The organism is Pseudoalteromonas luteoviolacea H33-S (assembly GCF_001625695.1).
GTDB classification, from domain to species: domain Bacteria; phylum Pseudomonadota; class Gammaproteobacteria; order Enterobacterales; family Alteromonadaceae; genus Pseudoalteromonas; species Pseudoalteromonas luteoviolacea_B.
On record NZ_AUXY01000001.1, the window covers coordinates 53,090 to 71,541 of the forward strand.

General features: G+C 41.7%; 16 protein-coding genes. 11 read left to right on the plus strand and 5 right to left on the minus strand.

Going from position 1 to position 18,452, the window contains the following annotated elements; translation table 11 throughout:
- Window positions 1-54: 54 nt before the first annotated feature.
- Window positions 55-600, minus strand: coding sequence for a DUF6702 family protein (locus tag N477_RS00210; RefSeq protein WP_063364202.1), 546 nt, complete (start codon window positions 598-600; stop codon window positions 55-57).
- A gap of 504 nt (window positions 601-1,104) precedes the next feature.
- On the opposite strand from N477_RS00210, the gene N477_RS00215 reads away from it, so the two are divergent.
- From N477_RS00215 to N477_RS00230, 4 genes are read left to right on the plus strand one after another with little or no spacing between them, the layout of a single operon-like run.
- A complete protein-coding gene (locus tag N477_RS00215; protein WP_063364201.1) occupies window positions 1,105-1,341 on the plus strand; it encodes a hypothetical protein in 237 nt (78 codons plus the stop codon).
- 55 nt (window positions 1,342-1,396) lie between these two features.
- Window positions 1,397-2,617 (plus strand): exonuclease SbcCD subunit D, encoded by a 1,221-nt coding sequence (locus N477_RS00220; protein ID WP_063364200.1) that lies wholly within the window; start codon window positions 1,397-1,399, stop codon window positions 2,615-2,617.
- Window positions 2,614-6,267, plus strand: coding sequence for an AAA family ATPase (locus tag N477_RS00225; RefSeq protein ID WP_063364199.1), 3,654 nt, complete (start codon window positions 2,614-2,616; stop codon window positions 6,265-6,267). The genes N477_RS00220 and N477_RS00225 overlap by 4 nt, the downstream gene beginning before the upstream one ends.
- An 11-nt stretch (window positions 6,268-6,278) precedes the next feature.
- The gene (locus N477_RS00230; RefSeq protein WP_063364198.1) at window positions 6,279-6,950 is read left to right on the plus strand and encodes a class I SAM-dependent methyltransferase; all 672 of its coding nucleotides are present in this window, start codon (window positions 6,279-6,281) and stop codon (window positions 6,948-6,950) included.
- On the opposite strand, the gene N477_RS00235 is transcribed toward N477_RS00230, so the two are convergent.
- Window positions 6,951-7,493 (minus strand): DUF6942 family protein, encoded by a 543-nt coding sequence (locus N477_RS00235; RefSeq protein ID WP_063364197.1) that lies wholly within the window; start codon window positions 7,491-7,493, stop codon window positions 6,951-6,953.
- Between the two features lie 131 nt (window positions 7,494-7,624).
- Here N477_RS00235 and N477_RS00240 point away from each other — a divergent pair, with 131 nt between their 5' ends.
- From N477_RS00240 to N477_RS00250, 3 genes are all read left to right on the plus strand, one after another.
- Window positions 7,625-8,164: a lipocalin family protein gene (locus tag N477_RS00240; protein ID WP_155731748.1), complete on the plus strand. Its 540-nt coding sequence runs from the start codon at window positions 7,625-7,627 to the stop codon at window positions 8,162-8,164.
- A gap of 143 nt (window positions 8,165-8,307) precedes the next feature.
- Window positions 8,308-10,167 carry an alkaline phosphatase PhoX gene (locus tag N477_RS00245; protein WP_063364195.1) on the plus strand — a complete coding sequence of 620 codons (1,860 nt, stop codon included), beginning with the start codon at window positions 8,308-8,310 and terminating at the stop codon, window positions 10,165-10,167.
- A gap of 62 nt (window positions 10,168-10,229) precedes the next feature.
- Window positions 10,230-11,882, plus strand: a complete 1,653-nt coding sequence (locus N477_RS00250; protein WP_063364247.1) for a hypothetical protein — start codon at window positions 10,230-10,232, stop codon at window positions 11,880-11,882.
- Window positions 11,883-12,570: 688 nt separating this feature from the next.
- Here the strand turns inward: N477_RS00250 and N477_RS26650 are convergent.
- Together N477_RS26650 and N477_RS00260 are read right to left on the minus strand one after the other, a co-directional pair.
- The gene (locus N477_RS26650; RefSeq protein ID WP_063364194.1) at window positions 12,571-12,906 is read right to left on the minus strand and encodes a DUF3325 domain-containing protein; all 336 of its coding nucleotides are present in this window, start codon (window positions 12,904-12,906) and stop codon (window positions 12,571-12,573) included.
- Window positions 12,903-14,492, minus strand: coding sequence for a PepSY-associated TM helix domain-containing protein (locus tag N477_RS00260; protein WP_063364193.1), 1,590 nt, complete (start codon window positions 14,490-14,492; stop codon window positions 12,903-12,905). Before N477_RS00260 ends, N477_RS26650 begins: the two co-directional genes overlap by 4 nt.
- Before the next feature lie 614 nt (window positions 14,493-15,106).
- Here N477_RS00260 and N477_RS00270 point away from each other — a divergent pair.
- The 3 genes from N477_RS00270 (at window position 15,107) to N477_RS00280 (ending at window position 16,931) form a co-directional block, all read left to right on the plus strand.
- Window positions 15,107-15,673 carry a uracil-DNA glycosylase family protein gene (locus N477_RS00270; protein ID WP_063364191.1) on the plus strand — a complete coding sequence of 189 codons (567 nt, stop codon included), beginning with the start codon at window positions 15,107-15,109 and terminating at the stop codon, window positions 15,671-15,673.
- Between the two features lie 108 nt (window positions 15,674-15,781).
- The gene (locus N477_RS00275) at window positions 15,782-16,165 is read left to right on the plus strand and encodes a hypothetical protein (RefSeq protein WP_063364190.1); all 384 of its coding nucleotides are present in this window, start codon (window positions 15,782-15,784) and stop codon (window positions 16,163-16,165) included.
- Window positions 16,166-16,436: 271 nt separating this feature from the next.
- Window positions 16,437-16,931: a DUF2314 domain-containing protein gene (locus N477_RS00280; RefSeq protein WP_063364189.1), complete on the plus strand. Its 495-nt coding sequence runs from the start codon at window positions 16,437-16,439 to the stop codon at window positions 16,929-16,931.
- Here the strand turns inward: N477_RS00280 and N477_RS00285 are convergent.
- Complete coding sequence (locus N477_RS00285; RefSeq protein ID WP_063364188.1) at window positions 16,928-17,410, minus strand: GNAT family N-acetyltransferase; 483 nt, start codon at window positions 17,408-17,410, stop codon at window positions 16,928-16,930. The two genes, N477_RS00280 and N477_RS00285, sit on opposite strands and share 4 nt — an antisense overlap.
- Before the next feature lie 98 nt (window positions 17,411-17,508).
- On the opposite strand from N477_RS00285, the gene N477_RS00290 reads away from it, so the two are divergent.
- Window positions 17,509-18,426: a LysR family transcriptional regulator gene (locus N477_RS00290; RefSeq protein ID WP_063364187.1), complete on the plus strand. Its 918-nt coding sequence runs from the start codon at window positions 17,509-17,511 to the stop codon at window positions 18,424-18,426.
- The last annotated feature ends 26 nt before the right edge of the window (window positions 18,427-18,452 follow it).

Below are 18,452 nucleotides of genomic sequence, written 5' to 3' on the forward strand. Positions count from 1 at the left end.
ATCTCTATGTGGCGTGGTAGGTGACATTTATTACGCCGCTTTTTGAGTGGCTGCTTAATTTTGTTTAACATTGGCTGGGTTTGGGATATTTGGTTTGATTACTTCATCAAATTGTACACTTAGCCAATTATCATCTTTATCAAAATACATGGTTTTTACTGGCCCCATGCCTCTGAAATTGACTAAATTGATTTGCTCAGGCCAGATATCTCTCAATGTGCCATTGCGCATTTGTAGACCTGTTAATGGTACTTCTTTTTCGTATAACGCTTCTTGATAAACTCTGAAGTATTTGCGGTCTATTTCATAAGTGGGTTTTGATAAAGCCAGTGCTTGACCGTTTAAGCGCCTTAGTGATGTTTGTGTATAGACGTAGTCAGAAAATTGCTGTTGCACTTTTATATCTTGATAAATATTTTTTGAATCATTGAATAGATGAACTACAGCATGCTCAAGGTCGTGCATATGAAATCTATACTCTAGTTTTATATGTCCACTGTGTGGCAACACTTTTGCCGTTGCCAGTGATGCCTTTAATTTGTGTGCTTGTACTGGTGAAAACCAAATTAAGCTGAGCCCGGCAATAAGCCAAGTTCTCATATATCTAACTCCTTCAAAGATAAATGATAGTGTTTACTCACTTACTTACAGTCTACAAGATTCTAAATACTTTTAAGAGGATTATTGTGTTTTTTTCTAATATCTTGCAAGTTAAATGTCGGTTTTTTGACCTTTAAAGGTGTATTGATATAACATATCCACTGTTAAGTCGAGTTCTTTTACCTCATGCATATCAAGATATTAATCTTAAATGTAATAAATTGTACGAATAGATAGGTGGTTCAGAAATTGTTCAGTTCGATCATTTAGGCTGGTTATAGGGCCAAAAGTGATGAAAAAATGACAATTTTAATTGTATGCCAAGTATGCATTTTCCATATTTATTGTCTCTATTTTGAAAAAAAATTTAAAAACCCCAAGTTTACTGTTGATATTTGGCATTGTTTATCATTAAAATCGCGCTCTTCCTTATTTTGGGTAAAACTGGCGTTAGTTTTGCTCATTGATTAATACCCGTTTATAGAAAAAAATGTGGTGAGCAGTATGGACTTTTACATACTAAAAAAACAAGAGAAGCTCGTAGCGATACCTGCTGATGAACAAAATTGTAAAGCGTACATAGAAGATGGCTACTGTTACGTTGATAAAGTGGCTGCCTGTAATGAACGTGCTGCAATTAAGCGCTTAGAGGCTAAGCAAAGTAAGCTATATAGAGCACCAATGCTACTTCTTTTGGCGTTACCTTTATTAATTTTCGCATGGTGGCGGTTGAGCTATTAATAAATAGTCCCAAGCAATGTTATATTAGCGTTCCTAATTAGGAAAGGAACGCTGTATGAAAGTTGTACACACATCAGACTGGCATCTCGGTCAGCAATTTTATGAACATAATCGCTATGAAGAGCATCAGGCTTTTTTAAACTGGCTCATTCAAGAGTTAGTTGAAGTTGATGCTGATCTGTTGGTTATTAGTGGCGATATTTATCATACAGCAACGCCTCCAGCGACAGCTGAGCAACAGTTATATGCGTTCATCAAGCTTGTTAAAGCGGCCTCCCCTCATTTGCATATCGTTATCATTGCGGGCAATCATGATTCTGCTAATCGTATTGAAACAGCCAAGCCATTGCTACAACAGTTTGATACACATGTCGTTGGTAAATATGACAAATATGCACCCGAAGATGTGATTAAACTGATCAACACCCGTTGTGGTGCAGTTCAAGTTGTCGCAATGCCTTTTTTGCGCAGTGCCGATATGACTCAAGTTGACGGCGACGACTCTGGTTACGCACAAGCAGTGCAGCAGGCTTACCAGTCTGCGTATGAGCAGATACACGATAAGTCGCTTCCTGTGATAACTTTAGGTCACCTACATGCAAAAGGTGGGGATATTTCAACGGATTCTGAGCGTAATATTACCATTGGTGGTTTTGATTCGATTCATGCTGATGTGTTTGGAGATACGCCTGACTATGTGGCCCTTGGTCACCTGCATAAAGCACAAAAGGTCGCAAACAATGAAGCAATACGTTACAGCGGTACACCTTTCCCGATGTCATTCTCAGAGCGTAACTATAAGCATCAGATATTGCTGGTTGAGTTTTCCGGTAAGCACATCACTGAGATAACACCAAGATATGTGCCAAGGCACAAGGATGTCATTTTATTACCAGAAAAAGGCGGCGCGACTTTGCAAGCGCTTTGTCAAGCTATTGAAGATTTGGAGTTACCCGCCGAGGGAGCAGCCCCTAAGCCTTATTTAAGATTGCGTTTGAACGCCAACGAAACTGACAGTCAATTCCGTCATAAAATAGAGCAAGCCTTGGCTGATAAACGCGTCCATTTTTGCGGTATAGAGCGTGTCGCGCAGGCGACAGATAATGAGAATACGCCACTATTTGAGGACTTAAGTAAAGTGAATGACCTTGCACCGCTTACTTTATTAGAGTTGGCATACAAAGAACAAATAGATAAGGAATCTGCATTGCCACAAGAATTACAAGCATGTTTAGAGACGGTATTAGTTGCATTAAATGAGCAAGGAGAACTATGAGGATCCTTACTATTGAGGTTAAAAACTTAGCCTCTTTGCCAGAAGCGCATATCGACTTTAACGCTCCTCCTTTGAAAAATACGGGTTTGTTTGCCATCACAGGTGAAACTGGAGCTGGTAAAAGTACCCTGTTAGATGCTATCTGTCTGGCGTTTTACGGTAAAACGGCGAGATTAAAATCAGACTCAAAAAACAAAGTCGCTTTTAATGGCGATGAAATCAAACTGAGTGACCCAAGGCATTTATTGCGAAGAGGGACAGTGTCAGGTTATGCGCAAGTCGGATTTGTCGCCCAAGATGGTGAGCAATACACTGCGCGTTGGCAAGTGGCTCGAGCCCGCAATAAAGTGGATGGGCGAATTAAAGAAGCTGAATTAGTGTTACTGGATGCCGCTGCCGATCAGGTACTGGCGCAAAAATCCAACGCAAAGCAAAAGCTATTACAATTAATTGGGTTGAACTTTGAGCAGTTTACCCGAGCGGTGTTATTAGCTCAGCACGACTTTGCTGCTTTTTTAAAGGCAAATGCGGATGAGCGCGCTCAGTTGCTGGAGTGTCTGACCGCGACCGAGCAGTTTAGCCGAGTTGGCAAAACCATTTTTGAGTTTCATAAGCAAAAGTCTGAAGCGCTTGTTTCGTTTAAGCAAAAGCTTGGTGATATTGAGCTACTCAGTGAAGAGGCGCTTGCCCAAAAACAGCAATTTTTAGCAGACCTACAGCAACAGCAAAGTCAGTTACAATCACAAGTAAAAATCCTCGAACAGCATCTTGGCTGGTACACAGCAAAAACCAAGCTAGAGCAGCAATTGACTGTTTTGTTGAGTAGCGTCAAAGAGCAAGATGCGGCGCTGGCTAGCCGCAGTGATGAGTTCAAACGTGCACAGCAAGCACAACTGACTCAGCATGTTGCTGATAACCGTACTCAGGCTAAGCAATTTCAGGCCAGTATAGTGCGTGCCCAATCTGATCTGAGCGCTTTGGCTGCGCAGGATTTCCACAGCGAGATCACGGCTCAAGAATCAGCCCTAAAAGCCAGTAATGAGCAGTTGTCTCTTGCACAGGCTGCATTGAAACAGCATGAGCCTGATATTGCTAAGGTGAGAGAGCTTGATAAAGTTTGTAGTGAAAATACGAAACTTTGTGACCAATTTGAAGAACAGGTCGCTCAGCAAAAACGGTTGGAGCAACAGTATTCTCATACACTTCAAACACTGAAATCACAATTTACAGCGTTTGATGCTGAGAAAACGCTGGTGGATAAGCAATTGTCAGAATCGCCACAGTTGGTATCGCTGTGTGCATCTTGGCCTCAAACTTACGAAGTACTGCAACAGTATTTACGTGCGCACCATGACAGACATGCATTACAGGTCGAGCAATCAGCTTTGGGTTCGCAATATCAAGCTGCGAAGCAAGCTGTTATGGAAGCGCAGCCCCAATGCAATCAGGTTGAGCAGCATGTTAATTCAATGCAGGCTGAAGTGAATCAATTGCAGCACAGCTTGAGTGAATTGGACTACGAAAAATTGCAATTTCAGAAGTCACAACTCAATAAGGCACAGCAAGCATTAGAGCAGCAAAGAGTATTGAGTGATGAACTACTGCAGTTACAGGCACATCTTGATGGTTTGAGACATCAACAGCACAGTGCTGAAGCTCAAAGAAAAGATGCTGAACATCAAGATGAACTCACTCGCCAGCAATTGAATTTAACCCAAGAAAACTTACATCAGGTTAAATTGCGTGCAAGTGACAACATAAGCGCGTTGCGCGGACAGTTAGAGCATGGTAAAGAATGCATGGTGTGTGGTGCGACCGAGCACCCTTATCGTGTAGATCATATCGATAGTCATTGGCAGCAATTGATCCGAGACTTTGAAGGCCAGTATCACAGTGCAGAAAGGGCACGTCAGCAAACGCAAGCGCGTTATCATGAAGTGGTGTCTAACTTAGAGCAAGTAAACGGACATCTGCAAGCCGCGCTGCAACAAAAAGCGCAGATATTAAACAAGCAGCAAGTGAATCAGACCTTGCTTGATGAACTACCTGAATCACTTCGCGATGCTAAGCAACATGCGCAGCAGCTTATACAGATTGATAATAATCTCGCCCTTTACAGCGAGCTGAGTAAATCTCAACAGCATAAATGGCAATTACTACAGCAGAATCAGCAGCAGCTTCAGCAGCTGCGAAGTGCTTTGCAACAGTATCAGCAGCAACTTCAGTCAATTGAGCAATCACAAGCCACATTAACACAAAGAAGCAATGAATTAGCGCAGACTTGTGAAAAGTTGACGCTACGAATTTCTGAAGTCTATGGCAATGAGACGTGGTTATCTCAGCTGACTCACTCTGCTGATACCGCAGTGCAGAACTTGTGTGAGCAAGTGAATAATGTGATAGCACTGCAAGATAAGCGCGCGCAAATAGTCAAAGATATCGAACAATGTTTACCTCAGCAGAGCACCACTCAAGCACTGCTTGATAAGGCTTTACAGCAATTAAGCAGCTTTAACGCACAGCTTAGTCAATATCAGCAGCTACGCGATCAAGCGCAAACTCAGCGCGGTGCATTGCTGGCACTGGAAACGACGCCTGAGCAATGGAATCAGCAACTACACCAAGGTGTTTCTTTGGCGCAGCAACAACTCCAAACGCATAAAGATGAACTTACTCGTTTAAATAAGGTGCGTGATGAGCAGGCTTTACGTCAAGCGCACCTTATTCAGCAGATAAAAGAATATGAGGCTAATCTAGCTGACAACCACACTCGCTTTACAGATTGGTTGGCGCAAACTCAACAGCAATACCCTACTCTGACTGAAGCATTAGTCGATGAGTTACTCGCTTGGCAGCCTGAGTTATGGATGCCATTAATCGAACAGGCAAAATTATTAGAACAACAGCGCGATAACGCAAAGTCACAGTTAGCGCATGTGAAGCAGAACTTAGCGGAGCATACAGAGAATGGCAAACCTGAGCATGCACAGTCGGAAATAGCCACAGCTTTAGACACACTCAATGCGCAGTATAATCAGTTGCAAACTGAAATGGTGACAGTTTCGGTAGTGCTGCAAACTCATCAAAACAATATGCAAAAGTTACAGTCTCAGCAAGGTGAGCTAGTACAAATGCAAGCTGACTATGAGCATTGGCATTTACTTAATCGTTTACTAGGCGATGCAACAGGCAAAACTATGCGTAATTTAGCGCAAACACAAACGCTAAAAATCCTACTGCATTATGCCAATCATCATTTAATGAGCTTGTCGCGGCGTTATCGTCTGACTGTAATTGGTCAGTCATTGGAAATAGCCATTATCGATCGTGATATGGCCGATGAGCAGCGTAGCGTGAATACCCTATCTGGTGGAGAATCATTCCTAGTCTCTCTGGCGTTGGCGCTAGGGCTAGCATCTCTGTCATCAAACCAAGTGAAAATCAATTCTTTATTTATCGATGAAGGGTTTGGCACACTCGACCCAGAGACATTGAGTGTGGCATTGGATGCACTGGATGCCTTACAGTCACAGGGTCGAAAGGTCGGAGTTATCTCTCATGTGGCTCAAATGACAGAACGTGTTGCGACACAAATTAGGATTAAAAAGCAGTCCGGTGGATACTCTACCGTGACAACAAAGGAAAGTTAAAGAGGAAATATATGCCTACATTCACAGGTGATGAAGCGCTCAGTTACGATAAACGCATTGGTAAATTGGTGCCAGGCTATGAGCTGCTGCATCATACGACTGCAGCACAGCTGAGTGTGACGTTAGATCAAGATGCAACCATACTGGTTATTGGTGCAGGCACAGGCAAGGACATTATTGAGTTGGCAAAGCATAATGCTGGCTGGCAGTTTATTGCGCAAGATATTTCTGCAGATATGCTCGCTATCGCAGATCAAAATTTTACTAACTTGGGGTTGAGTGACAGAGTCACTATTCACCTTGGTCCAATTAAAGATGCAATCTATCAAGCAGATGCAGCTTTATGCTTATTAGTACTTCATTTTGTAAGTGATAATGGCGATAAAGCTGAGCTATTAAAGCAAATTGGCCTGAATTTGCGTGCCGGTGGGCAATTGTTTTTAGCTGATTTGATGCAGCCTGATACCGACTTTGAACGCGCGGCACAGCTACATTATTGTCAGAAGGAGCTCGGGCTGACAGACGCGGGGGCGCAAACGATGCGTCATCAATTCCAAGAAGCCTTTTACCCTATAAGTGGTGCAAGGTTGCATGAACTGACAAGTCTTACTGGGTTTTGCTCCCCTTCCCTTTATTTTAAGGCACTTGGTTTTAGTGCCCATGCCATTGCAAAAGGACAGTGATTAAGGCGTATGCGCCCTAATTAATTCGGCCAGCTTGGTGATCTTGATATTGCTGAGCTGGCGATAATCAAAATACGGGCATACGATGATCCTGTTTACCTTATCAATGGCAAATTCTTCATCTAACCAGACCATTGAGTGGGTAAAATCGTGATCTCTGATGAGCTTTTTAGCATATGTTCGCCCTGCAATGATGTGCCACTGGTAGTTGTTTTGGCCCAGATCTGGCGGAGAAAACAGCAAAGCTTCTTGTGAGCAGGCTTGAAGTAAGCTTTTATCTCTATATGCTTGCCATGTGAGCGTACCTTTCTCTTCCTTAGTAAAATCATGATCTGGATGACTTAACTCAGAGAGAAATTTACTGTATACATTGAACAGCTTTCGCCATCCATTACCGCATTCTTGATTAATATAATCGATCTCACCATGACGTAATGGTATGACTTCATTGAGATTTTTGTATTCTATGAGGTTAGGTTTATTTTCGACGTATACAGCTAAAATGCCCGCTGGCGCGCCAAAACCATGAGTTAGTATTTTCATGAACTGCCAAGTAGTTTCAACAACTTAATATTCTGCCAGCAGATAGATCGTTTGGCACTCAGTGGCCGTATAGACCACAATATTTAATTGTATCAGTCTACTTACCAAGATAGGAGTGTTGCGCTTTGAAAATACATTACTTTGTAAAAGCTTGTGTGTTGGGGGCTTTTTTATCTTTAACAGCATGTACTGGCTTGCCCGAAGGAATCACACCAGTAAAAAACTTTGATCTGCAGCGTTATCAAGGCACTTGGTATGAAATTGCACGCCTTGATCACCGCTTTGAGCGTGGCATGCAAAATGTGACTGCAACATATACTATAAATCAAGATGGCAGTGTTGGAGTTGTTAACAGAGGTTATGTGACTGCCGAGCAAACATGGAAGCAGGCTGATGGTGTTGCCAAGTTTGTATCTGAGCAAGATATAGGTCATTTAAAAGTGTCTTTTTTCGGTCCGTTTTACGGCAGTTATGTTGTTTTTAAATTAGACGAAGCAGATTATCAATACGCTTATGTGACAAGTTATGACAAAGACTATTTGTGGCTATTGTCTCGCACACCACAAGTATCTAATGCTGTTTTGAAAGACTTTCAAAAGACAGCCTTGAAACTTGGTTATGACGTCGACGCGCTAATTTATATGGAACATCACATCATTAGTTCACTGTAAGCCCCCTTTACAGTCATATTAATAGAGTTTTTCTTTTGACCAAAAAGATTAATATTTCATAAACTTATTTGTCATTACTTCCGTTCAGGCTAGTTGCGCTTATAAAAACCCAATGTAGCAACAAATAATTCGGAGTAATAAAAATGAAGAGCATAGCCTATTCGTTAATTGCCGTGGCCGTTACTGTGGCATTAACAGCATGTGATGGTGATGATGGTGCACCTGGTGTTCAAGGGGAACAAGGATCTCAAGGTGAGCAAGGTACTGTTGGCGAAAATGGGGTGGATGGTAAAAACGCTCAGCCGGATCTAAATACAGGAGCTGGCTTGGTGCGTATTGCCACTGTACCAACTGGCTCAGAGGTAACGGGAATATTTTTAACTGAGCAAGGGGACCTATTCTTTAATGCTCAGCATCCAAGCGATAGCAATACCGCTGAAGATAACTTTAACAAACGCCCATTTAATACAGGCACTGTCGGTGTGCTTACTGGTGTGAATTTCAATGAATTACCGCGCAATTTGGCTGATGCCCCCCTTCATTCAACTGACTTCGAAAAGCAAACCGTGGTCACTGCAATTGGTCAATATCAAATACTGGGCCAGACGGGAGATACCTTTTCAGATCTTGGCGATAAAGGTTTAGCTGGCGGTTTAGGCGTCATTTACGGTATGACCTCTGGTGATGAAATCATCAAAAATGATATGCCAGATTTTAACGGTTTCATTTTTGAGTCTGAAGCGACAGGTTATTTATTTACCAACTGGGAAGATTACCCCGGTGGTATGAGCCGTTTAAAAATGTCGAAAAGTGATAGTGGTAAGTGGAATGTAGAAGAAGCCATGATGTTAGATTTTGACGCTGTCAAAGGCACCGCAGCGAATTGCTTCGGTTCGGTATCTCCATGGGACACACCTTTGACATCAGAAGAGTGGATCGTAAATTCAGAAGTGGATACGACGACAAATCCTGAATGGAATGCGCCAGAGGTAAATTCACGCTTAACGCAATTTAGAGAGTTTTTAGCGCCGGAATCACCAAACCCATACCGCTATGGCTATATCGCAGAAGTTAAATCTCCATTATCAGATAAGCCTGTTGTTGAGAAGCACTATACTATCGGCCGCTACGAACATGAAAACGCGGTTGTGATGCCTGACAGTCGCACTGTGTACTCCTCGCAAGATGATACGGGTGGTGTGCTATTTAAGTTTGTTGCAGATACAGCGGAAGACTTAAGCGCTGGTACCTTATATGGTGCAAAATTGACCCAAGATAAAGGATTAAACGACCCCGCTGTGACTGGGTTTGATATTGAGTGGGTGGAAATTGCCTCTGGTACGAACGCAACAATACTTGAATGGATTGAAGAGTATGATGGCATAACACCTGATGAATATGTGGAAGGCAAAACGAATTATATTGCTATGGCTGACGTACAAGCATGGGCTGATGGTAAGCAAACTTATCCTACCGCTGAGGAAGGTGGCTCTCCAGTTACTGCTGGCAAGCCAATGGATGACCGAGTAGCATTTTTAGAGTCACGTCAAGCTGCACGTCTTAAAGGTGCAACTGCTGAATGGCGTAAGCTTGAAGGTTTGGCAATCAATCATGACCGTGTGCTTGAAGCCGTGTCAGGTCAAGACGTGATTAAAGGCGAAGTCGTAGAAAAAGCCTACTTATACATAGGTATTGCAGATATCAATAAGACCATGATTGATGGTGAAGGCGATATTCAATTGTCTGATCGTGTAAAAAGCTGTGGTGGCGTTTATCGCGCCCATATTGATAACAATTACAGCCTTACGCGCATTGAACCTGTGGTAATGGGATCAACTTATCGTTCTTCACTGGATGAAAATGAGCGTTGTGATGCAAGTTTACTGGCGCAGCCAGACAATGTGATTGTTATGCGTGATGGACGTATATTGATTGGTGAAGATCACAGTGCAGATTGGAAATACAACAATACATTATGGATGTATGACCCAAAATCAGAATAAAAATTAACGACTATGCGGTGCTTTGCACCGCTTTTTTGGCATTAAAAATGGAAGTCATACAAATGCAATACCCATTACTTATTTCCACACTCGCTTTGACCATCGTGTTGAGCGGCTGCACTGAGCCGCTTGGACAGAACAAAATTTTACCAACCGACACAGAGCAAGTCAGTCACCTCACGCCGTATAAACAAGGGGATGATATTCCTGCAATGGCGTATATTGAACATCAAGAAGTCTATAACCCCGAGTCTGTGATACCGCCACAGTGTTATACCAAGACTGACGGAGTAAACAACCCATGTTATGCCTGCCACCAGTCATATCATGATGACAAAACGCGACCTAATGTGATGAAAGATGGAGATTTACAAGGTGATTATGCGTTTTCAGATCTCGGTTTAAAAAACCATTGGAAGAATCTGTTTATCGACCGTACTGATTTGATTAAAGGGATCTCAGATCAAGAAATTACTAACTGGATCGAGCAGGATAACTACACACCTTTTATAACAAAAATGATCAAGCGCAGCGACTGGCGTGGTGAAGTAACGCCACTTAAGAATTTGGCGTTTCCAGAGAAAGCCTTTGACGAGTTGGGATTTGCCCGCGACGGCAGTGGTTGGGTTGCATTTAATTATAAGCCTTTTCCAAGTACATTTTGGCCAACAAATGGTTCAACAGGGGACGTGATGATTAGGCTCCCACGCGGATTTCAAACCAAAGATGGCCTTTATAGTCGGGATGCTTACCTTGCAAATTTGAGTCTGACCGAATTGGCTGTGAAGGGTTTGGATGCCATTTCTGTGCCGCGTATTTCAGAGCAAGTTATTGGCCGAGATTTGAATGGAGACGGTAAGCTCAGTGACATTACTCGCATAGTGAAGCAAGCACACTATGTCGGTGACGCAGAGATTGGTTTAGCGCATATGCTTTACCCAGAAGGCACTGAGTTTTTGCACACGGTACGTTATTTGGGCGTTGATGAACACGGTAAAATTTATAACGCACCTCGGCTCAAAGAGTTACGTTATATGAGAAAGCATAATTTTAAATCAAAAAGAGAAATCGCAGGCTCTTATTACCGAGAAGCAAAAGAAAAGGAGTTTGAAAAGCTCCCTGTGACACTTTATATCGGTGATAAAGGCGTAAATAATACATTTGGCTGGACGATTAATGGTTACATAGAAGACAGTCGTGGTGAGCTGCGCCCTCAACATGCCCAAGAATTGGCATTTTGTAATGGTTGTCACAAGACTGTGGGGGCGACGTATGACCAAACATTTTCGTTTGCTCGCAAGGTTGAAGGTGCTGCTGGTTGGGGGTACATCAATCTAAAAACGCAAAAAGATGTGCCAAATGTAGGTGAAGAACACGGTGAGTTTTTGACGTATATGTCCCGAGTTGGCGGCGGTGATGAGTTTCGTCAAAACCAAGAGATGCTTAAAAAGTGGTTTACCGGCGGCAAGGTGGATATGCACAAAGTACAAAAGGCAGTTAACCTTTACGAGTTGATAACGCCTTCAAAAGAACGTGCACTGGCTTTAAACAAAGCGTATTTAACCATTGTGAGAGAGCAAAGTTATCTCTTTGGTCGTGATGCAACGCTTGTAAAGGCGAAAAATGTATTGGAAAACGTAGATGATTCACAAGCTCCACTGCAACAAGACAAGCAATTTAAATGGGATATGCAGCTAGATTGGTCTAAAAATTAGTGGTTTTTAGATTGAAGATATCAAAGCGCGTCATATGAACTTGGATCAGTGACGTTTCTTTGATGTATCAAGTGGCGATTTCATCATGAGATCATGATTTTACTTACTGATAGGCTAAGCTGAGGTTGAATACGTAGTAATGAGCGCTCTTACCTACTTTTCAAGGTGTGTTTTCTTTAATGATGGGCTTTTAGTACCCAGAGATCACAATTTTACTAAGGTAAAATCGAAGAGATCATATTTTTACTAACTTATCCGCAGTTAACTTGGTAAAAATCTGACTTATTATAAATGAGATCATATTTTTACTAACTTACCCTACTCAATCTATTCATTTATCTATTAAGTAGAAGAAAACCAACAGTTTTCAGTATATTGTTGCCCTCTTTATAGTCTCATAGATCACGAATTTACTAACTTACCTGCCGTTTTAGAAATTAGAGATCACATTTTTATCAAGTCAACTTTTCTTAGATCAGATTTTTACTAACTTTTTATGTGCGATTGATGGTTGGGATCAGTTTTTTACTAGCTGGTGATGCTTTCATTGAGTCATAGATCATATTTTTACTAACTAAATCGGATGTGAATAGGCCGAAATAGGTAACGAAAGCGAGGTTGTCCAAATAAAGCTAGTAAAATGATGATCTGAGCGGCTGATAATTGATATATCAGCCGCCGAATAGCACTAACTAATGATAGTCAGTATGGTTAAAAGACTTGTTAGAGTGGGAAGTAAGTAAAATAGTGATCTTAACCACTTTGCCTTATATGTCATGCACAATGAGATCACGAGTACGGAGAGTGCCATTTGCCCACAAAACATTAAGCTGCCGTAGCCGATTGATTGCGATAGGTTAATGACAAAGCTTAGTAAAATAATGATCCAGGCACCATAGGTAAAACGCTGGGTTATGGTTTGATTTGGGCGAACACCAAACACACTTTTATAGTGAGCCGTTTTAGCCATTGCAAATCCATAAAACGCACTGAAACACAGAAGGGTGGCTAAGCTGTAGATCATGCTTTTTGCTCCTTACCTGCGGGACGTTTTTGGCGATTAGTTGATTTGACCGGATTTGCTTTAAGCCCGAGCTTGTTTCCTTGGAAGAAAAACACCGCTGCAGTCGCTAAAAATACAAGGTCAAAGCTTGCTAAAATCCATTTGCTATCCATCAAATAGGTGACTAGATTGCCATTTGTTGTAAGGGCATTGCAAATTGGTAGTAATAGCCAGACTATCGCATTCAAATAAGCGAAACCTTGCCATGCGCGTTTAGCGCGCCAAAGCCCTGCTGCTACTGCACTAACGAGCCAAATTAAAAAGAAAGCGAGTATTTCTTTATCTGCTCGGCCTGCGATATCTGCTGGCAAAAGCCTATTTGCGTAGAAAAACCCAGCCGTTGCCAGTGGCAAGCCCATTATCGTGCCTAAGTTTAAAGCTTCCACTAATTTAAGCCCAAAGCTAGGTGATTGATTGGGTTTTAAGCGCTCTCTTATGCGTTTAGCCCACATAATACAGCCCGTGGCAATCATTACGCAGCCCGCAATACCACAAATAAAATACAACCAACGCAGACCTGGGTGAGCGAGCCTACCGCTATGCACTGCAATCATGCCTCCATACAACACTTCACCGCCACTTGGATCAAGACGCGCCGTTTTTATCAGTTCACCTGAGGCCGCAGAGTATTGCCAATACGGATATTCATCACGAATTAAAGTGCCATTGTCACCATAAATTTTGATTGTCGCACTGATACTACTTGGGTGGTCAACGATCACGCGCTTTATTTTTTGCTCCGGCCAATTTTGATGAAAGTGTGCAAATGCAGTATCAAAAGCGGGAGAATGAAGTGCTTGTTCTGACTTTTCGGTACGCTGACGTTCGGGATAAAAGTCCGCTCTAAAGCCTTTTACGCCATCTTCGTATAGTGTATTTGCTGGATCTGGAAACAGCATAAATATCAAAGTGACCAATCCTGTATAGGTGATCATAAGGTGAAAAGGTAACGCCAGTACTGATGACAAGTTGTGTGCATCAAGCCATGCTCTTACGCCTTTTTGTGGTCTAAATTGGAATAAGTCTTTGAAGATTCGTTTATGGATCACAATGCCGGAGATGAGTGCTATGAGCATAAACAGCGATGCGAAACAGACTAACCAGCGGGCGAGTTTACGGTCCATATAGTGTAAATCGAAATGTAATCGATAGAAAAAGTTACCGCCTCGGGTCTCTACCATCCCTTCAACCGGATCCAGTGTATTTGGGTCTAGTTGCTCATCTATCCATTTGTCTCTTTGTCCATCGGGTTGGCTATGCCGATGTGATACATGTACTTCAGGCTGCCTTGGTGAAGGAAGCCCTATCCACCACCTATTTGCGTCAGGTGCTTTGTTTTGTAAGTAATCCAAACCGGTATTAATTAACGTGGCTTGTTCAACTTTGGGTTGCTCAATTTTGTGTACAGCAGGTTGGTTCCATAAGCTAATTTCGTGTCGAAAAAAGCTAATCGTGCCAGCAAAGAAAATTAAAAATAAGAGCCAACATAGCAAAAGACCAACCCAAGTGTGAAGCCAAGTCATCGAGCGAAAAAAACTGTCTTTCATATACTTCCCTGAACAAAATTGGTGATTAGCGCAATGACGCCGGTGCTAATGATTAAAGCGACCCAGACCTTTATCAAGGAGCGAGCGGCAAAAGCAGCGATAAATACACAGCTATAAATTAAGATGCTAAGACAAACACTGTATAAAACGGCATCTACTTTACTGGTTGGAAGCAGGAGACTTAACAGTGAAATACAGTAGGCTGTAAAAAAGTAACCGCCCAAAATTGCTGCGCAAAATCGGGACACAACGCTCAACCTGTATTGAAAAGTCAAAGCATTATCGGCTTGTGACATAACGTTCCTAAATTTTTTTATCAGATCAGTGATTATCTACGAATAGTTTTGTAAATAACAGTAATTATCATTATTAAATGCGCTAAATGCACAATGATTTATGTTTAAAGAAAAGTGTTAAAGGTTTAGCTACAAGAAAGAGAAAAAATTAATTTGTTGGCAATGTTTATTCTTTTTAAATGGACTATTTTATTCTTGCAAATGGCGAGTATTTTTAATCTAATTGGAAAAATTTGTAGCTGTTTGAATTACTTTCTGATTTAACCGGTCTATTAAAGCAATAATGAGTTAGCCTTTTTGGTTTATGAAAGTTGAATTATGACATTACTTGATGACATTGCCGCTTGTCGTTTGTGCCAAGCACATTTTGACCATATACCTTCGCCAGTTATTCAAGGTAGTAAAAAAGCGAAGATATTGATTGCGGGTCAAGCTCCCAGTTTGACAGTGCACAAAACAGGTAAACCATTTAATGATGCAAGTGGAAAAAAGTTAAGATCTTGGTTAGGTGTGACTGAATTACAGTTTTATGATCCAGCGCTATTTGCCATTGTGCCTATGGCATTTTGTTACCCTGGTAGGGGAAAAAGTGGAGATAAAGCGCCACCCAAGCTCTGTGCTAAAACATGGCGGGAAACAGTACTGTCAGAGTTTAATCATATCCAACTGACGGTCTTGATAGGTCAGTATGCGCAGGCATATCATTTAGACAGTTTTACCAATGTGACTGATACAGTACGGCAATGGCAAAGCTATATGCCAACTCAGATCCCAATACCGCATCCAAGCCCACGAAACCATCATTGGCTTAAACTAAATCCATGGTTTGAGATAAATGCAATTCCTGCATTAAAAAGTCGTGTCTCAGACATTTTAATGAGTTAAACCTAGTGTGAGTCATCTCAAAGGAGTTGCGAATTTGCTGCACATCTACCATAATCGCCATGTACTTTGGTTTACAAAAAATAACATTTTAATTCAAAGGAACTGATAATGATTTATCATCTATCGGGATGGATCTCGGTATTGATTTCGATTTTTGCCATCTATCCTAGTTACCAACCGGGTGCTAATTCCGTCATTGGATTTTATCTGTGTTTATTTGCACTCTTAGTGTCTGCATTTGCAAGCCACCTAGGCCATTCGCTTTATTATCGTGCTGTATTCTCTTTATCTATCGTGAATGTGTTATTTGTGAATGATGGAACCAATATCTCCTTACTTACCAGTGAAAATGATTGGGTCTATATTGGATCAATGTACGGGATATACATTGTTGTGAGCACAATATGTGGATTTTTAGTAAGCAGAGAAGACTTATTGGGTAATTCAATACGCAGAAAAGAGTCTAAGAGAACACATAAACGAACGGCTTAAAGCTGTGTTCAAAAATTAATATTTTTATTGTAAAAGGATGTGAAAATTCTAATTTTTGCATTTGTTTACATTAAATTGTAATTTTTATGTACCTTTTTAGTGGGAGAATTGATGCAGTGACACTGTCAAACCGTCCTGCATTGGTCCTATCTACTTGGCCGACATGCCACAAATATTACCTTAGATCAAACTTGCCCTAAACTAGGATTGTAAGGCTATCATTTATGTTGATAGATTCTACTGATCTTGAATAAGAGGCCAAGGGGGAAATATGTATTGGGGGTTAATCGTTGTGGTCGTTTTGGCAGGTTTCTGGTTACACAATCGTTATAGCTCTGAGTCTCAAGATTTTCCACCACTTGAGACTGACCCAAATGATCCATTAGTGTTAGAAGCGGTAGAGCTTGCTAAAGCTACGTTAGATGAGTTTTTAGCGCTATTTCTAAGGTATCCAAATGATGCTTTCGTCAAGCTTGGCTTTGAGAGTGATGGCGGTGTGATTGAGCACTTAGGTGCGCATGTAGAGGCGATTAAAGGAAATGAAGTGAGTGTTTTCTTAGTCACTCCACCGATTACACATGAAGGTAAAATGGCGCATAACTATGTATGTCAATTACAAGATATTGAAGATTGGCAGATCACTGACAGTGATGGCAATATCTATGGTGGATTTATTCAGCGAGCGATGTTTACTATCGCTGAGCGCGAAGGCATTGCTTTGCCACCAGAGCTTAAAGCAATGCAACATAAATATGTGGATGTTTAAGGTTGCTCTGCAAAGTCTTTAAGCGCTTTGCCTGTTAGTCGATAAATAATCCACTCATCTTGCGGTTCTGCGCCTATACTTTGATAAAAGTCGATGGCAGGCTTGTTCCAATCTAAAACTACCCACTCAAAGCGGCCACAGTCTTTTTGTATGGCGGTTTGAGCTAGGTGTTTCATGATTGCTTTGCCGGCACCTGCGCCTCGTTTATCTTGTGTAACGTATAAATCCTCAAGATATAAGCCGTACTTCCCCAACCATGTTGAATAGTTAAAGAAGTAGACGGCGAAGCCAATGGCTTCCCCATCTTGCTCACAAATAAGCGCGTGTGCTCTTACGTCATCACCAAAAAGTTTCTGTTCGATATCTTGCACAGTGTTTTTAACCGCATCAGGTTCTTTTTCATAAATTGCTAATTCATTGATGAAGTGCAAAATAGTGCCTGCATCTTGGATCTTTGCAGGACGGATAGAAATACTCATGGTTGTTAATCCCTGTTTGACTTAGTTGTTTATCAGTGTACTGTTAAGTTATACATGAATAAAGTGCATAGTTTGCACTTGCCACATGCATTATTTACATGAGAAACATACCAAATATAGATTTAAATCTACTCAAACTATTTGCTGTTTTGTATCAAACAGGCTCTGTAACACAAACGGCTAGTATTTTGCATATGAGTCAGTCTGCATGTAGCCATGCATTGACTCGTCTTCGCACAAGTCTTAAAGATGAGCTGTTTGTCAGAGAGAACAATCAAATGTTGGCCACTGACTTTGCGAATAAGCTGGCGGCGGACGTGTTACCTGCATTTGAAGCAATTATATCTGGATTACAAGAATCAAAGCCGTTTGATCCCTCGCAGGTGGAGCGCTTAACGCTTGCTGCAACCGATTACACCGCGTGGTGTTTAAAACCATTTTTGAGTGATTTGTTAAGCCGATATCGCAACCTGTCAGTTCAGATAATTCAATTAGAAGAGCGGATCCCTGCTCAAGCATTAAAAGAGTGTAAGTTGGATCTGGTGTGTGGCTTTGAGCACCAACAAGAAACACTTGAAAGCCTAGCGCAACTTCACTGGTTTGAAGGTTCTTATGTTACGCTAAGCTGCAGGAGTCAAGCCCTGCCCCATCAGCTGCCGCTGCAATTGTTTTTATCTAAGCCCCACGTGCTGATTGCTCCTTGGAACGAAACGCGAGGCATTGTTGACCAAACGTTGGCGCAATCTAAGAAGTCCCGCAAGCTTGTATTGGCGACGCCTCATATGCTCGCTACGCCCGCACTTTTATCCGGCACAGACTGGCTACTGACATTGCCAGCTAAATATGCTGAACACGCCGCCAACATGCATCATTTATCAGTTCACCAGCCACCTGTTAACGTGCCGAATTATCGAGTGAAGCTATACTGGCATAAAACGCGTCAAAAAGATCCTAAGTTATGTTGGTTTATAGCGCAGTTTTGCCAATTTTTTGAGTTGCAGACAGGGTCTAATTAGTCGCAAATGCGTTTGAAAGCATGTAC